Origin of the sequence: Pseudomonas defluvii (genome assembly GCF_001695625.1) — a bacterium.
Lineage (GTDB): Bacteria > Pseudomonadota > Gammaproteobacteria > Pseudomonadales > Pseudomonadaceae > Aquipseudomonas > Aquipseudomonas defluvii.
Map to the genome: position 1 here is coordinate 1 of NZ_MBPN01000055.1, position 21,662 is coordinate 21,662.

21 protein-coding genes and 1 pseudogene are annotated in these 21,662 nt (G+C 55.9%); 8 read left to right on the forward strand and 14 right to left on the reverse strand.

Translation table 11 applies throughout. The features are described from left to right. Nucleotides 1-180: 180 nt before the first annotated feature. The 3 genes from EKA13_RS15735 to EKA13_RS15745 all read right to left on the reverse strand — a co-directional run bounded on the left by EKA13_RS15735 (nt 181) and on the right by EKA13_RS15745 (nt 2,033). The gene (locus EKA13_RS15735) at nt 181-1,077 is read right to left on the reverse strand and encodes a type II secretion system protein (protein WP_021018388.1); all 897 of its coding nucleotides are present in this window, start codon (nt 1,075-1,077) and stop codon (nt 181-183) included. 41 nt (nt 1,078-1,118) lie between these two features. Beyond that, nucleotides 1,119-1,553, reverse strand: a complete 435-nt coding sequence (locus EKA13_RS15740) for a metal-dependent phosphohydrolase (RefSeq protein WP_021018389.1) — start codon at nt 1,551-1,553, stop codon at nt 1,119-1,121. Between the two features lie 75 nt (nt 1,554-1,628). Beyond that, nucleotides 1,629-2,033: a hypothetical protein gene (locus tag EKA13_RS15745; protein WP_176717435.1), complete on the reverse strand. Its 405-nt coding sequence runs from the start codon at nt 2,031-2,033 to the stop codon at nt 1,629-1,631. A 115-nt stretch (nt 2,034-2,148) separates the two neighbouring features. Between EKA13_RS15745 and EKA13_RS15750 the strand changes: the two genes are divergently transcribed. Then, nucleotides 2,149-2,571, forward strand: coding sequence for a hypothetical protein (locus EKA13_RS15750; protein WP_021018391.1), 423 nt, complete (start codon nt 2,149-2,151; stop codon nt 2,569-2,571). 53 nt (nt 2,572-2,624) lie between these two features. On the opposite strand, the gene EKA13_RS15755 is transcribed toward EKA13_RS15750, so the two are convergent. After that, entirely contained in the window at nt 2,625-3,263 is a 639-nt protein-coding gene (locus EKA13_RS15755; RefSeq protein WP_021018392.1) for an SOS response-associated peptidase, read from the reverse strand. A 129-nt stretch (nt 3,264-3,392) separates the two neighbouring features. Here EKA13_RS15755 and EKA13_RS27855 point away from each other — a divergent pair, with 129 nt between their 5' ends. Then, entirely contained in the window at nt 3,393-3,566 is a 174-nt protein-coding gene (locus EKA13_RS27855; protein ID WP_162835983.1) for a hypothetical protein, read from the forward strand. A 31-nt stretch (nt 3,567-3,597) separates the two neighbouring features. On the opposite strand, the gene EKA13_RS15760 is transcribed toward EKA13_RS27855, so the two are convergent. Together EKA13_RS15760 and EKA13_RS15765 are read right to left on the reverse strand one after the other, a co-directional pair. Next, nucleotides 3,598-4,905, reverse strand: coding sequence for a hypothetical protein (locus EKA13_RS15760; RefSeq protein WP_021018394.1), 1,308 nt, complete (start codon nt 4,903-4,905; stop codon nt 3,598-3,600). Nucleotides 4,906-5,066: 161 nt separating this feature from the next. Then, nucleotides 5,067-5,636: pseudogene (locus EKA13_RS15765) on the reverse strand (SPFH domain-containing protein); the annotation flags it as partial. 61 nt (nt 5,637-5,697) lie between these two features. Between EKA13_RS15765 and EKA13_RS15770 the strand changes: the two are divergent. Then, complete coding sequence (locus EKA13_RS15770; RefSeq protein WP_033997839.1) at nt 5,698-6,072, forward strand: hypothetical protein; 375 nt, start codon at nt 5,698-5,700, stop codon at nt 6,070-6,072. A 2-nt stretch (nt 6,073-6,074) separates the two neighbouring features. Here EKA13_RS15770 and EKA13_RS15775 read toward each other — a convergent pair whose 3' ends face one another. Further along, complete coding sequence (locus EKA13_RS15775) at nt 6,075-6,995, reverse strand: hypothetical protein (protein WP_021018395.1); 921 nt, start codon at nt 6,993-6,995, stop codon at nt 6,075-6,077. A 423-nt stretch (nt 6,996-7,418) separates the two neighbouring features. Here EKA13_RS15775 and EKA13_RS15780 point away from each other — a divergent pair, with 423 nt between their 5' ends. Next, nucleotides 7,419-8,453, forward strand: coding sequence for a DNA-binding protein (locus EKA13_RS15780; RefSeq protein ID WP_010792471.1), 1,035 nt, complete (start codon nt 7,419-7,421; stop codon nt 8,451-8,453). A 133-nt stretch (nt 8,454-8,586) separates the two neighbouring features. Further along, the gene (locus tag EKA13_RS15785; RefSeq protein ID WP_021018396.1) at nt 8,587-9,786 is read left to right on the forward strand and encodes a hypothetical protein; all 1,200 of its coding nucleotides are present in this window, start codon (nt 8,587-8,589) and stop codon (nt 9,784-9,786) included. 30 nt (nt 9,787-9,816) lie between these two features. On the opposite strand, the gene EKA13_RS15790 is transcribed toward EKA13_RS15785, so the two are convergent. The 7 genes from EKA13_RS15790 to EKA13_RS15820 form a co-directional block, all read right to left on the reverse strand. Continuing rightward, a complete protein-coding gene (locus tag EKA13_RS15790; RefSeq protein WP_010792474.1) occupies nt 9,817-10,908 on the reverse strand; it encodes a hypothetical protein in 1,092 nt (363 codons plus the stop codon). Nucleotides 10,909-11,715: 807 nt separating this feature from the next. Next, nucleotides 11,716-11,937: a hypothetical protein gene (locus EKA13_RS15795; protein WP_010792475.1), complete on the reverse strand. Its 222-nt coding sequence runs from the start codon at nt 11,935-11,937 to the stop codon at nt 11,716-11,718. Nucleotides 11,938-13,005: 1,068 nt separating this feature from the next. Then, on the reverse strand, nt 13,006-14,394 hold the full coding sequence (locus tag EKA13_RS15800; RefSeq protein WP_010792476.1) for a tyrosine-type recombinase/integrase: 1,389 nt from the start codon (nt 14,392-14,394) through the stop codon (nt 13,006-13,008). Between the two features lie 37 nt (nt 14,395-14,431). After that, nucleotides 14,432-15,277, reverse strand: a complete 846-nt coding sequence (locus tag EKA13_RS15805; protein ID WP_021018399.1) for a prepilin peptidase — start codon at nt 15,275-15,277, stop codon at nt 14,432-14,434. Continuing rightward, a complete protein-coding gene (locus EKA13_RS15810) occupies nt 15,274-15,678 on the reverse strand; it encodes a response regulator (RefSeq protein WP_010792478.1) in 405 nt (134 codons plus the stop codon). Before EKA13_RS15810 ends, EKA13_RS15805 begins: the two co-directional genes overlap by 4 nt. 678 nt (nt 15,679-16,356) lie before the next feature. Continuing rightward, nucleotides 16,357-16,881 carry a hypothetical protein gene (locus EKA13_RS15815; RefSeq protein WP_010792479.1) on the reverse strand — a complete coding sequence of 175 codons (525 nt, stop codon included), beginning with the start codon at nt 16,879-16,881 and terminating at the stop codon, nt 16,357-16,359. A gap of 878 nt (nt 16,882-17,759) precedes the next feature. Beyond that, nucleotides 17,760-18,041 carry a hypothetical protein gene (locus EKA13_RS15820; RefSeq protein WP_065760301.1) on the reverse strand — a complete coding sequence of 94 codons (282 nt, stop codon included), beginning with the start codon at nt 18,039-18,041 and terminating at the stop codon, nt 17,760-17,762. Nucleotides 18,042-18,240: 199 nt separating this feature from the next. Between EKA13_RS15820 and EKA13_RS15825 the strand changes: the two genes are divergently transcribed. The 3 genes from EKA13_RS15825 (at nt 18,241) to EKA13_RS15835 (ending at nt 21,644) form a co-directional block, all read left to right on the forward strand. After that, entirely contained in the window at nt 18,241-20,124 is a 1,884-nt protein-coding gene (locus EKA13_RS15825; protein WP_245704348.1) for a helicase, read from the forward strand. 603 nt (nt 20,125-20,727) lie between these two features. After that, entirely contained in the window at nt 20,728-21,123 is a 396-nt protein-coding gene (locus EKA13_RS15830) for a hypothetical protein (RefSeq protein WP_019437782.1), read from the forward strand. Then, nucleotides 21,120-21,644 carry an RES family NAD+ phosphorylase gene (locus EKA13_RS15835; RefSeq protein WP_065760303.1) on the forward strand — a complete coding sequence of 175 codons (525 nt, stop codon included), beginning with the start codon at nt 21,120-21,122 and terminating at the stop codon, nt 21,642-21,644. Before EKA13_RS15830 ends, EKA13_RS15835 begins: the two co-directional genes overlap by 4 nt. Nucleotides 21,645-21,662: the final 18 nt, after the last annotated feature.

The following is a 21,662-nucleotide window of genomic DNA, read 5'->3' on the forward strand; positions in this document are numbered from 1 at the left end:
GCGCAAGCGCTTGGGCTGGAAGACGCCGTACGAAGTGCATACAGGGGTGAGCGTTGCACTTATGTGTTGAATTCAGGCCTGATAAAGATTGAGCAAGGACTTGTGGGATATTTGTAACGACAGCCGCTGTGCGCTTTCGAGAGTTTATGGTATCAATATAACTGCATGACCTGTGTAGTTCTAAATAATACCGGATTGGCAAGAAAGTATTACGCCGGCGCTAGACCTTGCGATCGCACCAGTCTTTGGGCAGGACGTGTTCTCCTGGACGACCTTCTGCAGCGAAATCCCGTCTTGGAAGGTACCTTCTCCGTTGAACTGAGATACGCCATTCACCCTCAACTGGCTAGCCTCTGCCAGTCCACTGATGGCGGCATTGACCGCTTCGATTCGACCAACCTCCTTGATGTCGTTGTTGCCCAACAGCAGGTTGGTTCTCATCCGGTTGAGTTCTACGTTTTGCTCAGCTACGCGAGATAGCTTCGCGTCGTTAGCTGTCTCCGAGCCCGGTATCCCAATGGTGCTTCGGATTCGGTTTTGAGATGCATTGACGATCGAAGTCCCCGGTAGGTTGTTGGCCAGCACCCCATCCCAGTCTTCCACGATGGACTGGTCAACGCTGAACGTCCATGCCGTGCAGGATGTGGAGACAGTGTTGTTGTATTTGTTCACGTCCAGGCCAGAGGGCAGCATTGCCGGGGATTGGCTCACCATTTCAGAGATGGCATTGATACAGGATGCGCCACCTGGCCAGGCTCCTTTGGACAGCCGGTAGGCCCTGGCCGCGTCCAGGATGGCTTGAGTGTTTTCAGTCGTAACTCGCGAACGGTTCCGATTGATCTCTTCCATGTATCTCGGCACAGCGGCGACGGCAAGCATTGCCATGATGGCAAGTACAATCGACAGCTCTAAAAGCGAGAAGCCCGCTTGGCGACCAGGTGAGCCACGCATTTCATCCCCTCCGCGAAAATTCAGTTGTCCGGAGCTTACCCCCATGAACGCTTGAGTTCGGGCGAAAACAGGGTGCTGAAATTCCGGAAGCTGCAGGCTTCCAGGGCGGATCGAGGGTAGGGGCATGCGAGGAGGTGAACTCCTCGCGGAAAGGCCACTGCTGGCCGCTACTGGCCTGCTTCGAAGGTGCTTAAGCGCTTCCAGGCCTGATGGTATTTCGACACACGACGAAGATCCGACTCCCCGAGGCTCGCCAGCCTCAGCACGTTTAGGTTGTCTTCGATGTCAGCCAGCTTGATCTTGCGCGCCAGCGGGTTTAGACAAATCCGTTCGATGAAGTCCGCGTAGCTCTCTCCACGTCGACGGCTCAAGATGACGACGACCTCGACTACGAACTCCGGAAAGCCTTCGTTGAGTAGATCCTCCGCGGTGGTGTCACTGTCCTCGATCACATCGTGGAGAAGAGATACCGCTTGCTCGAATGGGTCAGTGAATCTGGCCATCAGACGCAGTGGATGCAAGATATAAGGCATGCCGGCCTTATCGACCTTGCCCATATATGCGCTCAGCGCACGCTGTAGCGCCATTTCAATCAAAACCATCTCGATCCTCTTCCTTCCTTCCTAGGGCCAGCCTGAGGGGCTGGGACACCCGCCAGACGGCTGTAGACAATGATTCTACTGGCTGACACCTGCTTCATTCATGCGCGCCAGCGCCTGCTGGATCACGGGCTCGAATCCCCAGGACTTGGTGTAATCCACGACCATCCTGGAAGGCGATTCGCCCCACTTCAAGTGAATCAGCGCAGTGTTGCTGCCGTTCTTCAACAGCCGAATCACCGGTGGGTCGCAGCAAATAATCTTTTCCTGGACCTTCGTTACGTCGGGGGCGTACAGCCATTCGCTTCCTTGCAGTACCTCATGCGGAAGCCAGCCAGATTCTGCCAAGTGCGTTAGGAGCACACTCAACGCAGAGGTGTTCTGCAGGACCGCGGGCTTACCCCTAAAACTATCAGCAACCATCTTTCCCCCCCCAATCTCTCTCGTCTGCTGTCCATCATCGACGCGGGCTTCCTGTGCCACTAGGGGGCTTTCACTTGCTCAGGAAAATTTTCTTGTAGAGGGAATGGCGAGTGCAGGCTAGGCCGCGCTACATTCCAGGCTTCTGTAAGAACCCTTCCTCGTCAGGAGCACCTTCATGGCTGACAGCCTACCCGAGCGCATCAAAATGAAGATCACAATCGAGATCGATGCGCCATCTGATGCCCTGGAAGAAATCCCCAAGATGATCGATAACGCCATCGATGGGGTGAAGTTCGGATCTGCCAGCGGTAATGGCTTTCTCTTGGGGCAAAAAGGGTCCTACCGCTACACAGTGGAGGACAATCTTCCGAGAAAACCAGCCACGCTTGAGACTCTGTTTGAAATGTTCGACGGCCAGCTTGCTCCTGGGGAGCTGACCTCTGAGGTGAGCATGGCCATTCTGGCTGTCGGAGGAGAGGATGCACTCCAGTGGTGGACCCAACTTGGCGAGCATGGGAGATACAGCTGGATAAACAAACCAGGCATCAACACCCCGATCGACGCATGGCAGGAATATAGGCGCCAGCAGGGGCACTGAGCTTCATATTGCGCCTGGAACGCACCCTGCGAAGCCTTTCCGCCCCGGAACGTTCATCCCCTAGCTTCGGCCTGGAGGCGATCGGCAGGGTACTGCTGCATGAAATCCATACTTCGCTCCGCCGGCGCGCGCAGCCAATCCTGGATCAGCCCGTTTGGCAGGATGACGACCATGCGCTTTTCTGAACCAGGCTTATGAAAATTTTGCATTAGTGCGTGGTCATCCGCATTAACAGTCAGCATCGTGTAGGAATGCAAATCGCCCTCAGGAGTCTTCCACCGCTCCCACAACCCAGCGATCGACATGATGCCGCCGTCCTTCCTGCTGATGCGAGTTGGGACCGATTTTCCTGTACGCCAATCTGGTTCATAGATTGCCGCGGCCGGGATGATGCAGTGCTTCGCTTCACGCCAAGCCACTCGATAGGAAGGCTTGCTCGCCACAGTCTCGGTGCGAGCATTGTAAGTATCACGCCCCAACGTTCGTGTTTTTGCCCAAAATGGCAAGAGCCCAAATTGGCCGACTAACGCCTCAAATTCCGGCCCTTCCTCATCAGGTGATTCAGTGTCACGCAGACGGATAAATGGACCTTCGTAGCAGGGCCAGAGATCCATCTTGAACTGCCCCTCGGGAGCTACCCCAAATCCATCGATCAACCGCTGAGTTTCCGGGGCCTCATAGTGGCTGCACATGTCTGGGTTCCTTTTGGTCGGATTGAAAGCATAGCTTTTGACCCGCCGGAATAGGCGCCTGTTCGAAAACTGTAAAGGGTAGAGGCTCAGTCAAGAGATTGAGCTAGCCCTTCAGATTGGAGAATCCTTGTGTACGAAGACCACCAGCTCATTTGCAGCAAGTGCAGCGAAGCCTTCACCATCCGCGAATTCAGTCCCAATGCGCTGGGCGACCTGGACCGCTGGCCGCTTGAATGTCCGCACTGCGGGGAAACCACCGTGGAGAAATCGGCGGGCTACTTCGAGGTGATCCAAGACCAATAAGCGAAAGGCGGGCCTCATGCCCGCCTACTCCTCACGCCCAGTCTCTGGATTGCGACGATGGAGCTTCAAAGGAATCCTGCAGGAGGCGCCGGTATGCAGCAGGAAAGTTGTTAGGGAATCCGGCAAGTGCTGCCAGGCAGTAGTAGGCCTCGTCATACTCGCCCCTGGCCATTTGCTCACGGGTTGCTTCGACCTCCACCCACTCGGAACCATCCAGGCATCGCACATCAAGGAAGCCATCTGGGAACTCGCTGTGTTTCACGGAAGCCATGAAGTGAAGCAGGACCGCATCACCACAGGTAGCGCATGAACTGTAAACGCAGTTCATGCCCTCAATGGTGCTGTTGGGTGTCTCCCGGTACCCACACCAGTAGGAGTTATCATCTTGAACCCGGATGTAGGGCATGACCATCGCCGCAGGCAACTCTCCAGCCACCGGAATCCGGTGAGCGTTCCACCAGTCGGAAAGCATCTGCAGAGCAGGGTGCGATTCCAATTGCCCAAGGCAATCCTCGGAACTTCCAGGTGTCGCGGAAGGTACCTCGGGGCGCTTGTAGGGAACCTTTGCTGCCAGAGAGATCGCATCCAGAAGCACTCTTGCTGGCATCTCCAGGGCACCATTTGCCTTGTGCTCATCATTCAGCAACGTGAAATCCGTAACCTGGACCACTTCATGTAGCTGCTGTTTCTGGTAAAGGTGAATGCTGGTTGCCTGTTCGTAGGGGATTGTGGGAATCCGCATCTCCTCTCGGAAAGTCACGCCGAGCATGCCATCACGTAGGAGGCCGACATTCAGCGTCGGCCTTCCTTTTCTGTGCTGCTCCAGCACCTGGGAGGGCTTCAGAAATGCCATGGCATAGCGGTACATGTTCGGGACCGAGGCACGGCCATTTGGCCAGTTGGACACCGCCATGGTGTACGTCCGAAACGGGCCTTGCTCCAGCTCCAGTTGGATGAAATGGCGAACCACCCAATCACTTCCGTCACTGAGCAGTGACACGAAGGTCCAGCGGAACTCTACTTCGAAGCGCTCAGGGAGATTGGCCGCCGGTACGCACCAACCATTGCGATTACGCACCGAACCACCGACCAGGTAGGAGGAATTGGGGTACGGCTGCCGGATCACCACGCCTTCGGCCGGGAGCAAACCGTCGACGTTGGAGATGACCTCCAACACCACTCGGTCCAGGGATACGGCCTCAGTTAAAGGTTCATCCAAAAGTAGCTTGGGAAGAAGATGAAGCAGCTTCTGGTCGCTGTCGGTTGTGCCGACCTCCGAACCATCAACTCGTAGCTGTACCGTTGATCCATCAGGACGGGTCGCGTGGACAATTTCCATTGGTGCCTCCCAAGCTTGTTGTTGGTCGGGAGGATAACGGTGAGTTGGCAAGGGTTCGAATGAAGAGGGCGGGCGGAAAGTTTGCCCGCCTCCGCATCATTGGAGTTCACCGTGAGATGGCCCGCCTAGATGGGGCGGGCCTTGGCGGATGAAGAACTCAGTCAGTTCTTGGAGCCCAGGAAGGGAATTGCCGAGTCGGGGATCATGGTGGTGGGAAGTTTTCCATCCCATCGTTCGGCCTTGGTCAGCTCAACGAGGTTCTGGTTGCTCGCCAACGCTGCCGCACGAGCCTTGATGGCTTCGGCTTCAGCCTCGCCACGAAGCCGTGTCGCCTCGGCGTCCGCCTTGGCTTGAGCGAGCTTGGCTTCAGCTTCTGCGTTCGCCTGGGTCACGCGGATCTCAGCCTGGACTTTCTCCGTTGCCAGCATCTGCTCACGAGTTTTGACCTGGACCTCCGCCTTCATTCGATCCTCGATGGAGCGCTCGTAGGCATCGCTGAAATCCAGATTCTCGATCTGAATGCTGTCGATAATGACAGGGCCATTGACGGAGCCTTTGAGCGCCGCGGCAGCGTCGATCACGAACTGCCCACGTTCTTGAACCGCACGAATCGCCGTGTAGCGGCCGAAGGTATTTTCGATCTGGTTGGGAACCTGGCGGCTGATCAGTCGGGATACCATCGACTCCAGATCACCGTAGGACTTGTAGAGGTCAGCCACCTGGCCAGGCTCGTCGAGTTGACCTGCGCTCAACCTACACCTGGTACTTAGTCCCAAATGAGTAATCCCATCGATGAGCAATCACGCCACCAACTACCTGGCCCTTGAAGCTTTCGCTGCAGCGAATGCTAGATCTATGGGGGCTAGATCTCGCTTCCAGTTTGGCGACCTGATGGTGTATGCCCGGATCGCGGCACGCAGGATTGGCGGGGAAGGCCGCTGGACGCTTGACCTGGCTGATCTGGAAGTCACGAATGAAGGCGAGCGAGGGAAGGGGCAATTCACACATTTCCTGAGCCATGCAGAACGGATTGCGGACAGCAATGGGTTGATCGTGTACGTGCAATCGATCGTCAATCAGCGACTGTTGAACAGCCTCGTAGCCAAAGGCTATTTCTTGCAGGGGTACGATGCCTACCGGTTGCGCCAGGCCCCACCGCCACCCTAGACCTATTCATCAGTCGATGGATTCTTAACTCCAAGCATCAATGCCCAGGTCCGAATTTCAGCTTCGAGTTCTGTTGCAGTGCGACGCACATCAACGTTGTCCTCCGCTCGTTGGAGGAAGTGCTTCGGAAACAGGCCAAGACAATCAATCCCCAACGCATGCGCACTAACCAAACCGGCAACGTCAACTCCTGTCTGGCCGCCAGATCGGATGAACTCGATTGGCCAGTGCTGGTGGACCTTGCCGATGACTTGGTACACCCAGGCATTGATGCTCTCCTGCGTCCAGCCATGCTTAGACAGTGTGTAGATACCGTTCCCGGCGACATTCAAGGTGCGCGCCTTTGCAGCTGACATCGCCTTATAGAGGCGCCGGGCAGCGGCGACTGGCTCGATTGAAACGGGGATGGCCACATAGGCTTCACCGGCCGCCCGCAGTGTCAATTGCTCACCCCGGGTTGTGAAATCGGAGGCAAAGGCGACGGTAATGTCAGCGCTCTTGGCATTCTCCCAAGTCCGAGGGGCGTAGCGGCCTGAGTCATGCTGTTCAATCCGAAGCAAGGGCTGCTTCGGTGTGGGAAGGGTGAACTCGGCATGGTGAACGTACCGGATTTCTGCGAGCGGGGAATTCTGACAGGCCCATTCGAACAGTGCGATAAGCCACCCCAAGCTGACACCGGGCGAGCGATCTTCAGTGTTTGGCTGAACAGCAGGTTGCTGGCCGCGCTGGCTCCGTTGTCGTTTCAACAGATGACCTAGGGGGACCATTGCATCTTTGCCAAGCACCGGTGCCCCGTCTCCTCCTACAAGCAGCAAATGACAACCTTCATCAACTGCAGCCTGGAGCAGCTCCCTAGAGACCGCGTGACTGAAAACACATCGGCCCTTTTCCCAGAGCTCGACTGTCGCGACCGGCCCTTTCATTCCGTTTCCTGTGAGTTCAGTTTGTGCAAGGGCGACAGAATACACTCACGCTCGCTTCACCACCTCATCGCGGTATTGGAAGGCTCTGCTTTTTGCTCCTTTCCCCCAGCTTAGCGGCCGCCCCTCTCAGTAACAGCCACCACGATTTGTAGCCAGATCAGCCCCGCAGCGAAATTCATCCGTACGCGCAAAGTACGCCCTACACCCCACATGAAACCGCCAGAAATCACGTACAGGGCCGTTTTGAGGCTATGGCCAAGGATTACAGTTTTTATCCGATGTGATTTTTAACCCGTTTCTCTTGCGCATGACCTATAATATTACCGTAATTACCTGTTACGTAATGCAAGTAACAAAAGTTCGCCGGTAAAATGGCGCCAAATCATAGTTTTCGGATACTGTCAATAGGTACGGAGGGCAGCCATGAGCCGCGTTGGGATCACGAAAGAGGAGGTTCGCCAGGCGATTGCGCAACTCCGTAACCAGGGTTCCCCAGTTACTGTGCGTTCCATACAGGCCATCACAGGCGGCTCCTACTCGACAGTGCAGAGGTTCTGGAAGGATCTCCGCGACGAGGAAATCGAAATGCTGGGCGATGGCGGGCGCATCCAGACCGAGCTGCAGGCCTTGGTACACGCGCTTCACGACAAGATGAAAGAGAACTCCGAGCGGATCGTTCGTGAAGGCGAGCAGCGCTGCGAGGCGCAAATCAAGGAAATGGAGGAGGTCCTTGATGGCGAGCGAGTGGTGCACCAAGCCACCGTCGATCAGCTTGCGAAGACTGAAGGCACCCTTGCCGATCGCGAACGGCTGCTGGGCGAACTGACTGAGCGCTTGAACTCGGCCAACATTGAGTTGGGCCGCCTGGCCCAGGAGCTGACTGACACGCAACGTAACCTGGAGGTGGAGAAGCGCTCGACCAGCAAGCTAACCCACGACCTTCAAGCAGAGCGGGATGCTCATGAGCACTATCTCGCAGCCCTGAACGAGCAACGCCGGCAGGAGCAGGCGACTTTCGATAACGCGCTGACCTCTCTGCGCGAAGACAACCGCACCCTCTCGGCGGACAACATCCAACTGAGAGGGGAAATCCTGAGCCTGAATAAGCAACTGTCTGGCATGACCTCCCAGTTGACCGACCTGCAAGCGCAGAACAGGAAGTTGGCGCTTGAGGCTGACAGCGCGAAGGACAAGCTGCAGGTCGCAGAGCAATCACTCATGAACCTGAGGATCGAACTCGCCACGGTAAAAACTCAGCATTCGGAGGCCGAAAGGCAGCTTGAAAGCGCCGTCAAGGAGAGACGAGAGACCGAGGAGAAACTGGTGGAAGCAAAAGCCTCTGCTCGAACTCAGAACAGCGAGGTGAGACGCCTTTCCGCCCAGCTGGAGGGCATGAAGGCAGAGCTTTCCTCCCGCGTCCAATCCGCGGAAGAACGTGGTGCGGAAGGAAACACCTGAGGACCTGGCAGATAGCCATCAGTAGGACTGACTGGCATCATTCGGCTCGGGCGTTATGGTCAACGGGGGCTCATAAACCGCCGTGGGCCGCCGATAACGCAGACAGGCGATCAACAAGTAAAGGATGATCTTGATGCAACTTCGTGCAGCAGCCTCCGGTCTGCTTCTGGCCCTCCTGGCCGGCCAAACTGTGGCAGCAAGCTTTGACTGCTCCAAGGCCAGCAGCTTCCCCGAAAAAGAAATCTGCCGTGATGGCTACCTTTCCGGGTTGGACGATTGGTTAGCCAAATCCTATAGGACCGCTCTGGAGGTAAATCCTGACCAGTACGAGGCGGTCCGTCAGTCGCAGCGTGAATGGCTCGCTACAAGGGATGCATGTACTGACCAAAAGTGCCTCGACAAAACCATCGGCGCCCGCATACAGGCGCTTGATCAGTATGTGACGGCAGAGAGGGGTAAATCGGCATCGGCTTTAGCTCAGGCCCAGCTCATCAAGCGCCAGGAAGAGGAGGCCATCAGGCAGCGGCAAACTGAGGAGCGCCTGGCGGCTGAAGACGCAGCTCGACAGAAGCAGATCGAGAATCAGCGCCAGCAGGCGATCATCGAACTCCAGCAGCGCGCTCAGGCCGCCCAAGCGATCGAATCTCAACGGGCGCACCAGCAGGCACCAGCCCAAATCCCGCAGTACCAACCACCCCAACAGGTTGCGCAAGCTTCGAGTACAACCTCGTTCTCGCCGTCATACCGCGCGCCGGAGAAATCTCTGTGGCAGCAGTTCAAATCCAGCCCGGCCTGGAAGTACATGCTGCTGGCGGGTGCGCTTCTGACAGCTTGGGCGATGTGGAGGCACCATCAGGGGCAAGCAACCATCTACAACGACTATACGGATGCCGCAATCACGAACCTCTTGCCGGCTGCAGGCGTGGTGTTGGCCTTCTTGATGAACTGGCTCGAGCTCCCCCGTCAACTCGCAATGGTCGCAGGCCTAACGGGTTTCATGCTTGCATTGATGTTCGCGGTGTATGCGTCAGTGCGAACCAATCAGGGATGGCTGAGCATCAGCCTGTCACTCATCGCCAAAATGACTCTGGTGTCAGTGTTCTATGCGGTGCTCGGCGCACTGGTGGCATCACTATTCGTAAGCACAAAGTACAAAGGGGAGTCCCAGGCTAGAGCGAATGCAAGGAATCGAAGGGAGAAGAAAGAAACGATGGCCATGATCGCCGCGCTCACTACTGCCTACACCTTCCTTTCGGCTTGGCTGTGCCGGCGGCAAGAGTTCATCCCAGTTTCTGAATGCCTAGCTTTTGACTCGACCGCAAGCGTTGCTTAAGTCATCCCCATGAGGCGCGGTCACCGCGCCTCAAGCTGATTCAGCCTCGGCAGCATCAATGTCTTCCGCATCCTCTAAGTCATCCCCTACAGCCGTAAGGATTTCCAGCTCAGAACGGATGCGCACCTTCGCTCCGATCTTCAACCCTCGGACTATTTCGTCCCCGTCATCGTTCCTGGAGATGTCCCAACCAGGTTCAATCCAGGCCTTCGCCTGCCAGTCTTCGAATCGCTTTTTGAGATCCGACTTCACCCGCCGCTTGACCTTCTGATACTCGGATTTTGAACCACTGAACTCGTGGTACTTCTCAAGCCCGATAGGCCATACCCCATCTCTATGGGATGCGATGAAGGGCAAAAGCTTGGTCCCAAATCGATCCAATTGATCCATGATCTCAAAGGGCACCAGGGTGGTATTCACACCATCGAAGAAAATTGCAGCGATCGGGTCAAGGTTAAGCAGTAGTCGCCCTGTCTTGTGGTTCTTTGCCTGGTTGGTCAAGAACCGCATGCTGATATCGACCACCGTATCATCTGACTCAATTGCCGCCGCGATCTCCTTGATCTGATCTCCGTAGCGATTCTTGATGTACTCGAGAAAGAAGTCCCTATCAGGCAGTCCGAGCGGCGGTCGTGTGAGCAGGTTGTAGAGTCTCTTCAGAGCAGGCTTGCTTGAAATCCGCAGTTCGCCGCCGGCGAGGTCATCAAGAATCCTTCGGGCCTTTTTGAAGTTCGCACCGGAGTCGTCGAGCTTGAGCCAACGACAGACATCAGCCTGTTTGACTTTGACGGACTGGGTCAGTGACCTGCCGCGGGCCAGCACCATGATTCGGGCCAGGACGAGTTCGTGATCTGTAGACAGCGCCGGACCGCGGTACCAGATTGAGCCCGATCCCAAGGAGAAGATCTCTGTCCATTCCTGGAAGAAGAGGCCTTTGGGAATCTTGCCCGCTGAGAAGAGGGCTGAACGGACGATGGGGTTGCTTTGCTCAAAGAAACGCTCATTCGTGAAAGGGAGAACGCCCTGACCTGATTCCAGATCGAACTTTGTTTGCAGCTTGAATCGCCTGTCATCTACAGCTACCTGCCGTACTTCTTCAGGTGTCAGCTTCAACTCGGTCATGGCCTATCTCTCTTACTTTTCGCGTTTCGTCCGTCTCGACAAACCTGATGCAAAGGATATATTCCCTCATCTTGATTTTTTAGTCCAAATCAAGACCGTTTTCGCATAAGCCGTTCTGAGATCCGCTTTGGCGGTTCGGATCGCCGGAATCCTGTGAGCGCTCAGAGCATTCCGGCTCGAAGAAGATCAACCCACTTGTTCGGCATCTCTCATACCGTACACAGGATTCCGGTCGCTAAAACCGAGCAAGGCTTTGCTGTATCCCATGAAAAACGGGGCGCTCACAAGAATCCGGTTACCGTGGCAATAGGTTCGGAGCTCGAGCGCTCACCAGATTCCGGCCGGGAGGATGAGCGCTCTTTCACGCACCGCTCAGGAAATTCCGGTCCATTCTGCGTAGTGCCGATCACCGACCATGCCTCCAGGGCAGGAAATACGGGCCGCTCACCAAATTCCGGCCGGAATATCGGACCTGGTCTTCCACTGAAAACCCTGCCCCGTAAATCCGCGGAACGCGCTGATGTGGTCTTCCCCGGCTGGATCGATGCCCCACGAGGAGAAAACCGGGCGGGCAGTCCGTACACAGAATTCCGGTCACCCTCTGCCTCCCTAGCCGGCGCGCTGCCGGGCGCTCACCAGAATCCGGAGTTGAACGGTGTAGCGTCCAGCGGGACGCTGCGCTCATGAAATTCCGGTGTTCAGACCTCTATCTCTCAATCGCACTCCAGCTCTTGCCCCCATGCTTTACACAGTTGCAAAGCCCCGGGGGAGTAGGTGTACACCAGATTCCGGTTCACCCTAGAGCAGTCATTGAGCCTTGCGCTCACGATATTCCGGCCTATCCACCTCGAGGATTGGCATGCGCTGGGTACCGCTCACGAGAATCCGGTCTTCCTGAAGGGTAACCACCGTCAAAGCCAGTTGCCGCTCAAAGGAATCCGGTACCAGAAAAGCAAGCCCTGGACAGACGTCATCAAGGCCGCCCCTCGGCGCGTTTCCCAGCTCACGGAATTCCGGCAAATTCAGCATGCGGGCCTGGTCGTGATCGTAATCGCTTCTTCCTGGTCACCGGAGACTATGATGGGGCTGGGCTATTGCGCCAGCCGCGCGCCCCATGACTCTGGCGTCGACGCTGGAAGTTGCGGCTCAGGGATGTGGGCAAGGCCCATCCGCTGTTGCTAGCCCCCGTACCACTCATAAGGCTGCCAAGGTTGGCCAGCTCGAGCAGCCCCGAGACCGATTCAATCTTGTGCGAGTGCCTTGTTGTGCCCGCTCACTAAAATCCGGTCGATCTGCGCATCGCCAAGTCCGACTGGCAGAGCCTGCGTCGGACTTGGCGTACACGAAATTCCGGTTGGTCTCGATGTGCATTTTGCCGCAGGCCGGCTAGATTCCCGGGCGCTCGCAAGATTCCGGTCCCCGCTCCACCCTCATTGCCTCCCTTGGCGCTCAGGAGATTCCGGTTCGAGGAGCTAATAGCCGCGGGTAGGGGCGTTTGGGGAAGCGCTCAGAGAAATCCGGTCTCGCATTAGCCGTATTCCAGACCTGAACGCCCTCCCGCTCAACAAATTCCGGTTCAGAAGGGGATTTACCCGTACGCTCACAGCATTCCGGTCGTTAGCCAGGCGTGACTCATGCTGTCAGTAAAAGGTAACCATATACAGGTGTAAGCCACTGTATTTAAAGCCGATTTACTGATGCTTCGGTAAAGTAAAGCAGTTGCCATGCACAGGTTGCACACAGCTTAGACACAGGTTATCCAGAAATTAATGGCTAGTTATCAACAGGAGACCGGATTCCGGTGTACGCCACCGGAATCCCCTGAGCGCGACCGGAATCTTGCGTGCATCAACCGGAGTCCTCTGAGCGCTGACCGGAGCCTCGTGTACGGCTACCGGATCAGGCTGTACGGGTCCCGGAATCCGGTGTACGGCGTCAAAGTAGCCTACGGTAGACAGGGCTTGGGGTGCAGCCATCTGTCCACACCCTATAACCCCAATCGGTAACCCCAAGAAAGATAACCCTGTTCTCTAACCCGGAAGGTAAGCCGATCGCAGGCTAATCCCTGTTGTTGCTTGCGCTAACCCGCCCGCTGGATCAGCGCTTGACCGTCAGGCCTTCAACTTCAGCCGCACGCTGATCGTCCAGCGAGTTGTAGTAGATGTCCTGAGTCGTGCTCATCGACTTGTGCCGGAGATCGGCCTGAAGGTTTTTTGCATCACGATGAGGAGCATCAAAGGTCGCCCCTGTGTGACGAAGCCAATGCAGGGTGGCAACCCGTAGGTCGTCAACTTCACAATCCGATCGTCCCTCCTCATGCATTCGCTTCAGAGCCCGATCAAAGACCTCCTGGACAATGTTCCGCACCTGGCGATCACTCAATCCTGGGGCACCATTCAACTTTGTGAGGAGAGGGGCCTGCTCTCCCTTCAGTGGCAGGGGCGTGAGATTACGGCTCTGACGGTACCGCTTCAGGTACTTGAGGTAGTCAGGCTTCACTGCAATGCGCGCTTCTACGTTCCCTTTACCAACCACCTCGTACCACCAAGTTTCATCCTCCTTGACGAACGAACCCATCGTTGGAGTCCAGAGCTGATTACCTACCAGGTCCGAGACTCGTAGGTACATAGAGAACAGAGAAGAGACAATGAACAACGTGCGCTCATGAGATTCCGGTGCTTCGTTAGCCATGAGCTCCGCGGTCTCGATCACGAAGTCCCACTGCAGCTGGGTAAGGGATTTCCCGCCACTTCGTTTGGCTGTGGTCCTGATCCAACGACTTTTGCCCTTGATCGCCTTGAAGGGGTTTCCTTGAGCCAGGTCCTCCTGAGTCAAAAATTCGAAGAACGAACTACAGATGGAAAAGACCTGCCGGATACTGCCCTGAGCCATTTTGTAACCAGACACCCCCAACTCCTCGCCGGCTTCCTTGGCTCTCTTTCGATCACTTTTCGAAATCTTGATGCCGAAGGGGCGCCAGGCAGGGTTCGGTTCGTAGACGCCCCCCCTTGGGAGGAACCTCTGGCGTACAGCATCTCCCACCCAGCTCGCGGGCGGAGCCACGTTGAAATCCATGAATCTCTCAGCGTCAGACCGGCGCAAGTCCAGAATCGATTTCCCTGCGATGATCCAGGACCACAACAGGATGCGCTCTACCTGCGTGCGATAGGCCTTAAACGTGGTTGCTTGGCCGCTATAGGACTTCAAAAACGCTCGAGCATGGGCGAGGTCATTTGCTGCCGGAATATGGGGAGCGAAAACCTTTAGGAACTCCTCAATCGCCGGCCGCTCTGCAACGTACTCAGCAGCCGAAGACGAGAGAAAGGTTTCGTAGGTATCAAACAGTGGGGAAGGGCGGGCGCCACTGTTGGGTGTTTTTGCTGGAGCTGGCAAGCGGACCTCGGAGCAATAGAAAGCGAATACCCCAAGGTTAACCGCGTTGCTTCGTAGCACAAGCCAAGATTGCCCTTGAAGCGCCCAGATCATGGGGCGCTCAGGAAATTCCGGTCCCGGATTTCACCGTTTACCGGTACAAAAGCCAATGATTGATTTCACTGCCGAAAACCAGGGTGATCACCCCACCTACGATCAGACCAGGACCAAACGGCAGATAGCGGTCCTTTCGGCCGAGTCTGATCGCCATCCCCACAGCAGCAGTGGTCACGCTGGCGATCAGCAAAGTCGCGGGCAGCACTTGCCACCCCCCCCAGGCACCAAAGAGTGCAAACAGCTTGTAATCACCTTGGCCCAGGCCCTCGACACCGCGGACGACGTAGAAGAGCTTACCTATCGTCCAGAACGTCATATATCCCACCACCGCCCCTGCAACCGCGTCGTGCAACGACGCGAATACGCCGAAATAGTTCGCAACCAGACCGAGCCAAAGGGCTGGAAGTGTAATCGCATCTGGGAGCAGCATGACCTTTAGGTCGATCAGGCAAAGGGCTATGAGCATCCACAGCAGCACTATTGCGGCACAAGCAGCAGGAGTTACACCGTAGTGCCAGGCCAGCGACGCGGAGAGGAGGACGGTCGCCAACTCAACGGCAGGATAAGTGATGCTGATCTTGGTGCCACAGCCTGAGCATTTGCCGCGTAACGCGATGTAGCTCACCACTGGGAGGTTTTCCCAGGGGCGGATCTTGTGCCCGCAATTGGGACAAGCAGAGGAGGGCGACGACAGGGTGAACCGGCCAACTGGTTCGCTTGAGGGTAGGCCCAGGCATTCCTGAGCCTCAATTGTCCAGGCGCGTTCCAGCATGATCGGCAGCCGGTAGGCCACGACGTTGAGGAAACTCCCAACCATGAGGCTCACAAGCGCAACGATGCCAATGAAGAGTTCTTGGTCTGCTTGGAGTATTTCAATCACGCTATGACAGACTCCCAGCCTTTGGGGATGAAGCCAGGGACGTAGCGGCGAAGGGACTCCATCATTTTGTCGAGAGTAGCTGGCTTCACGATGTAGCCGGCCGCACCAGCTTCGACTGCCAGACGCTTGTCTTCCTCAGCGGCCTTGCTCGAGAGAACGATGATCGGCGTGATGCTGAGTTCGCCATGGCCCGAGCGGAGCTCACGAATATGGGAAAGGCCGTTGTGCCATTCGCCCAGGTACAAATCCATGAAAATGACGTCGGGATTGAACGACGGCACCACCTGCAGGAGCTCCTGCAGGGTACCCACCACTTTGACTTCATCGAACAGTTGATCCGCGCATTTCTGGGATACGTAGGCGTCGGTGCGAGAGTCGTCGACAATCAGGGCCTTGGACATAGTGATCTTCCGTTTGTTGTGAATGCTGGAAACCCATATCGAGCATGATCCAGCGGGCAAGGTCAGCCTATCGACGTCCATGGCCAGGTCAAACCAAAACAGGGGGCCGGATTGCGGTGGCCAGGGTAGGGAGCGATGAGCACCTGCAGTCAAACCAGGATGACGCTTTCCAGATGCTGGCGGGTTAGCTGCAAGCAACATCGGGGTGCGATGCTCGGTTTAAGTAGTGGGGTTAAAATGAATGGGGTTATTTAACATGGGATTACCAACTGGGGTTATAGGGTGTGGATAGATGGCTACAACAAGCAGCGGGCTTGTGTTTACAGTGCGTCTTGACGCGCACAGCTTTCCGGTGTTAGTACACATTATTCCGGTGACCGCTCAGGAATTACCGGTAACCGTACATGCTAATCCGGCCACCGCACATAGAACTCCGGTAGGCGCTCACTAAATTCCGGTTCCGCACATCGAATTCCGGTAGCCTGTTGATAACAAGGCTGTTTTCTGTTTGCAACCTGTATATAAGCTGTTCGTAACTCCGCATTTCCGCTTAACTTATAAAGCGGAAATATGAGCGGAATAGTCCTTCGCCAATATATAAGGGTAGGGTAAAGACCGATCTTTCCCTGTGTCTTGCTGTATTTACGTCAAACCCAGAATTGGCGTTGTTTGTACGATTTATGGATCTTGGATTTGTCTGGCGATGAATGCCCGTTGTCTAGGATCGAAGACATGTATTAACACCTTTTCCTGGAACCCATTGCCATTATTGATGTACACCGGCTGCCGGAATACCACCAACTGCCTATTTGGCGTGCCAGCAACAAAGCGCTGGGCCTTTCCAAAGAGCATTTTGGGACGCTGCTGCGCTTGGCCTGGCGAGAAAGAGTTCGTGGGTGATCCTTTGAAACGCCGGCCATTCGCTACGAAATCTTTCTTCACATGCTTTCCGCGGAAGGCCTTTTTGCCGTGAACGATGAAGGGCACGGCCTCGTTAGCGTAGTTGTGCACTCTGATCTGGCGTTTACCGGCATGGTTGTGAGGATTATTGGCTCGCTTCTGTACATGCGAGTGGCCGCCGCGATTGAAGTCCCGCGCCAATAGTTGTCCATCGGTGACCTGGGTGTTGGGAAACGGCTGGGAGGCGCACAGCGGACTGATGATGCAACTGGTCAGCAAGGGAATCAGTGTGAGCGAACGCATGGTGGGACCTCCGTTCGGAATCCCCGGAATGCCCCCAAATGAAGTATGGCACAGTCTATAGTTCAGCCTGGTGTTAGGCCCATTCTGAGTCTTCGCACTCATGCATGAGCGAAGATGCAGATTCCACAATTTTGATGCTTAAAAGTTGTAAAAACAGACATGCCTAGCATTTCCGATTATAACAATAATCGGAAATGCTAGGCATTTCTTTGCGCTCTACTCCAGTAAATTGGGCGGATACGCACTGTCTCTTGGGGAAACTCCATTTATTTGAGCGGCGTTCCGCCACCCCCTAAATATAGCCCTGCTTCTTGGCACCGTAAGACCGATGTCTTCTAAGCGTTTGGCCTCAGTATCACTTAGCACCGCACAAGTCGACAGAGTTCCTCGAGCGCGAGTTGTTTTGTGTAGCCGGCGCCTACCAGGCTGTGTGGTACATTTCCGCGCGATCGGCGGTGCGCGTTCTCCTGGTGTACGTACCAAAGATGGCCGGACCACCACCAGCACAATCTTGGCTCAGCACAGGTATTAACGTCTTCAACACAGTCCATCTTATTTCCTCACCTTTGCAAGGCATAGGTTCTTAGTGTCCTTGTCTCTGATGCTGTAGCAAGACGAAGCATTACCTCTAACCTCGGCCAAACATAACTTCTCTGTGTCTTTGTTCTTGATGCTGTAACACTTCGAAGTGTTACCACTGGTTACCGCCAGGCAATAGCTTTCCGAGTCTTTATCCTTGATTCGGTAGCAATCGTTTGATCCCGCAAAAACCAATCCAGGGCTCATGCACATCAATAAAGCCAGAAGCTTCATACTGCTTGTTCTCTAGTGAGCGGATGGAAAATCATACACCTATCACCCTTGAGTTTACTGGCCTGCTAGTTGCGAGTGTTGTTCGCTGACGCTCTCGGTTTGCTGGAAAACTCACGCTCCATTACCACCAAGGCACACTCCTTAACGCCTTGCGGGCAGTTGAGGGATATGACCTCCACCGCCTTCAGGGTCCATCCATCACCGGAGTGTTTGGTCAAGGTGGCTGCAAGGTCGTGGAACCGCTCTGGGAAGACCTGGTATTCCAACCCACCATTGTCTTGAGCCCCGCCAGCCAGCAACGGGACCATAGCGCTGGCCTGCACCAGTTTTCGAATGCCTGCCTTCATCCTGAATCACCTCTAAGACAATGCAATTGGGGAGCCCACTATTGGCTAGTTTTCGGGGAGGGAGTCGTTACACTCCTCTCAAAATCTAGTTCAAGTACGTCCCGGGTGATCTACGCGCTGGGTGCTGTGTGCTTAAGGTGCCCAAGGTATGCCACGAACACGTTTGTTCCTCCCTCTCTCCCGTCCTCAGGCGAATGCCTTGGAAGCTCGCGACTGCTCATCCGCAGCGCTGCTTGCGCAGTGGTCTATTCCGTCCTTGGCCGCTGTGATCGCTATCCAGTCCATACCTACGCTGGCCCAGACAACAGATCCCAGTGCTCGGCTGGAGCGCGCTTTAGCGGGCCTTATTGATGCCGGCTTTGACCTGGAATCCGCTGGCCAGGGTGTTTCCTTCTCCTCTCTGGTGTTCAGCCGCTTCAACCCTCAGTTGTTCAGCGCCGGGCTAAATCAGCTGCGGTCACTGTCAATCCGTCTTCTCGAACCCGAAGATCTGGATGCTGAGGGTTACCTCACAGAAGACCGAAAATGGGATTTCGAATTCACCTCACGCCATGCAGAGGCCTTGAATCCATTTACCGAGAGGTTTGTTGACGCAGCTGGAAAGTCCTTCAACCTCGCCCCCCAACAGGCCCGGGCATTCCGTGTCTTTAAGTCGGAATTGGATGAGGACTTTCACCTCCAGGCTCTCGCCGGAACGGGAAAGACGTTCATGATCGAGCGCCTCATCGACTGCCTCACCTCTTACCGCCCTCTCGTCCTGGCCATGACCAAGGTGCAACTTGATGCCCTGCAGCAGAGGGTCGGGACTGGCCGGGTAACGGGTATGACTTTCTCGGAGCTTGCAGTCCGCTCGCTTCAACTGGATGTCGGACGGCATGGTTCCAGATCCTTCCGCTTATCGATGAGACGAGCGCGTGTAGAGATGAGCCAGATTGCCAACCACCTGGAATTCAAGCCCGTTGGTAACCTCACTCCCAGTCAAGTCGCCTCAGTGGCCAACAGGACGGTCTTCCGGTACTGCACAAGCCGTGACGCCGAGATTGGAGTTCATCATCTTCCATCATTGGGCGGGTCGTACTCGGTGCCCCAGAAAGAGCTTCTCGTCCAATGCGCAAATCGACTCTGGCAAGAGACCATTTTCCCGTCGTCTTCATCACTGGAGCTACCTGTCCGTGGCTACCACCGGATCAAAGAGGTTTCGCTCAGCAGTACAGCGGCCGTCGAGCCAGGCTTCACTCACGTGATCGTCGATGAGGCCCATGACCTCCCTGCCCCAATGGCTCAATTCCTGGATCGGTGCTCTATCCCGGTGATCACCTTGGGGGATTCCTGCCAGCGCCTGGACGGGGCCGCTGTGGAGCGTGCGCCACACGTTCGCCGGCGTGAAATATTCCACTCTCTCCGTTCAGGCCGAGAGATGGAAGCTGCGGTGAACACCCTGATTGAGCAGAACCCAGTGGTCGACGTGCACCCGCTCGAGGGGAGCCGCGAACAGGACACAAGGGTCGTGTTCTATAGCCGTCCCTTCATTCCGGAGCAGCCTACTACCATTTTGGTGTGGTCTGAGTGGGGAATGTTTGAGTGGTTCCAGCGCCTGGCCAACGCGAAGGCACAGTTCAGCCTTCTGCCAGGGTGCGAGGGAGGTTTCAGGTGGTTTGTCCTCGACTGCATAGGGCTCTACCGCGAAGGAATCAGACCGACACATGGCGCCCTGTTCAAGTACACCTCCTGGGACGCGCTGCGAAAGGATGTCTCGAAGCGGGAGAGCGCCTTTGATCGTATAGACCGGATGCTTGAAAAGGGATATTCGACAATGGACTTCGAACGCAGCCTCATGAAGTTGGACCAGTCTGGCAATGCGCCCTACAAACTGGGAACGGTCGTTGCGGCCAAGAACTCGGAGGTCAATTCAGTGATGCTGGCCCCTGAGCTATTGGATAGCAGCGGTTCCGATCGTCTGGATGCTTCCCGGGCTTTTGCTGCGGTCTACACAGGAGGTACCCGCGCCCGTCATCAGCTTTTTGTACCTGGGCATCTACAGGAATGGGCTTCCGATACTGCGGCCAGGGCGAGGTGCTCCTAGCCCGCGGGATGGCATCCCCCTCCTCCGCTTGCTGGCGGCTTGCTGGCGGCTTGTCCGCGATCATAGCCGGCGACCAAGATCTAAGTCGGCGTCCATCCTGAAACTCAAGTCTGACGTTTGAACTTTGCTCGTTAAATCAGGGTGTTAGCCTCTCTTCGTCAGAAGCCGCCCAAAATTACCGATGATGAAGTCAGCCGCGCTCCCTAAATATCGGCAACCACAACTCGACGAGAACCGCACCCTCGCCGAGCAAGCAGCCTCCTCCCCTTCATCCATTCGTTCAACAGCCACGGCCCGCGGCAAGGGCAAGGTCGTACCGCTCGCGTCTCCTCTGGACAAAACCCAGCCTGGGTTCTGGGAAGTTGTGCCTGGCCGAAATGTAGAAACGTTTCTTGTCTTGTTCTGCGCGGTTGCCCTAGGCGTTGCTTTGGGCATCCCAATAGGAGCGTGGATTTTCGTCAGCGGGTACCGCTTGTGGTGAGTTTGCTCAACCGGGGAAGGCTTGGATCTGGGGGCCGAGCCTTAATCGTCGCGGCAGCTTGAAAGATGCGCATATTGTGCGAGAATTGTGCATAGTAAGTGCAATCCTAAAGGAGGCAACCCATGGCCAGCAAAGCCGTATTAGAGCTTCGCCCCACCAACTTCGCGGGCTTGATGGACGCTCTCAAAGAGGTGAACCGTGTGATGTTCTCTCCTGAGCGCTTCCTCAAGGTTTTTTCGATGGACCAGCAGACCTTGGCGCTCCGGGCCCATGTCCATCGCAACACTGTGCGCAACGCGCCTGAATCGGAAAAGGTCCAGGCCTACATTCGTGATTCAGTGAAGGTTCTGCGCGCAGTGACCGACATGGGCACGGACGTGACGAATGCCATCTTCTGGTTTAAGAACGAGCCTCTTTCCACGTTCGGCTATAAAACCGCGGAGGAAGTGGTCAGCGAAGGAAAAACCGAGCAGCTGATCGCTTTCCTTCAATCCTGGGAAGCTGGTGCCCAAGGATGAAAATCATCGGAGTGCAGGACCTCTCCTGCTACCGAATGCACACTCCCAAGTGGTCCGTTGCGCCTACATCTGGAGCTGGAGCTGCAACTCAGGGTGGCCGGGTTAACCGAAAGGGGCTAGAGGCTCTATACCTCTCGCTTGAGTCGGCAACGGCCATTGCTGAGTTTCAGCAAGCAAGCGCATTCCTTCCACCTGGTCTCCTGGTCAGCTATTCCCTCAGTCTGGATCGAGTGATCGACTTCACCGGCGGCTATAACGATACCTGGGCCCCGATCTGGCAAGACTTCTTCTGCGACTGGAGAAAAATTCGCTTCAACGACGGCGTTGAACCGCCGAGCTGGATTATCGGGGATCTGGCTATCGAGGCTGACTGTGCTGGGATTCTGTTCGAGTCCGTTGCGAACCCTGGAGGTCGGAACCTGGTGCTTTTCACCGATCAGTTGCCGGTGCATGGGAATATTGTGGTCAACGATCCTCGCGGGGATCTCCCTACCGACCAGTCATCTTGGACGCGCCCGTAGTGCAAGCCCGGTACCAGG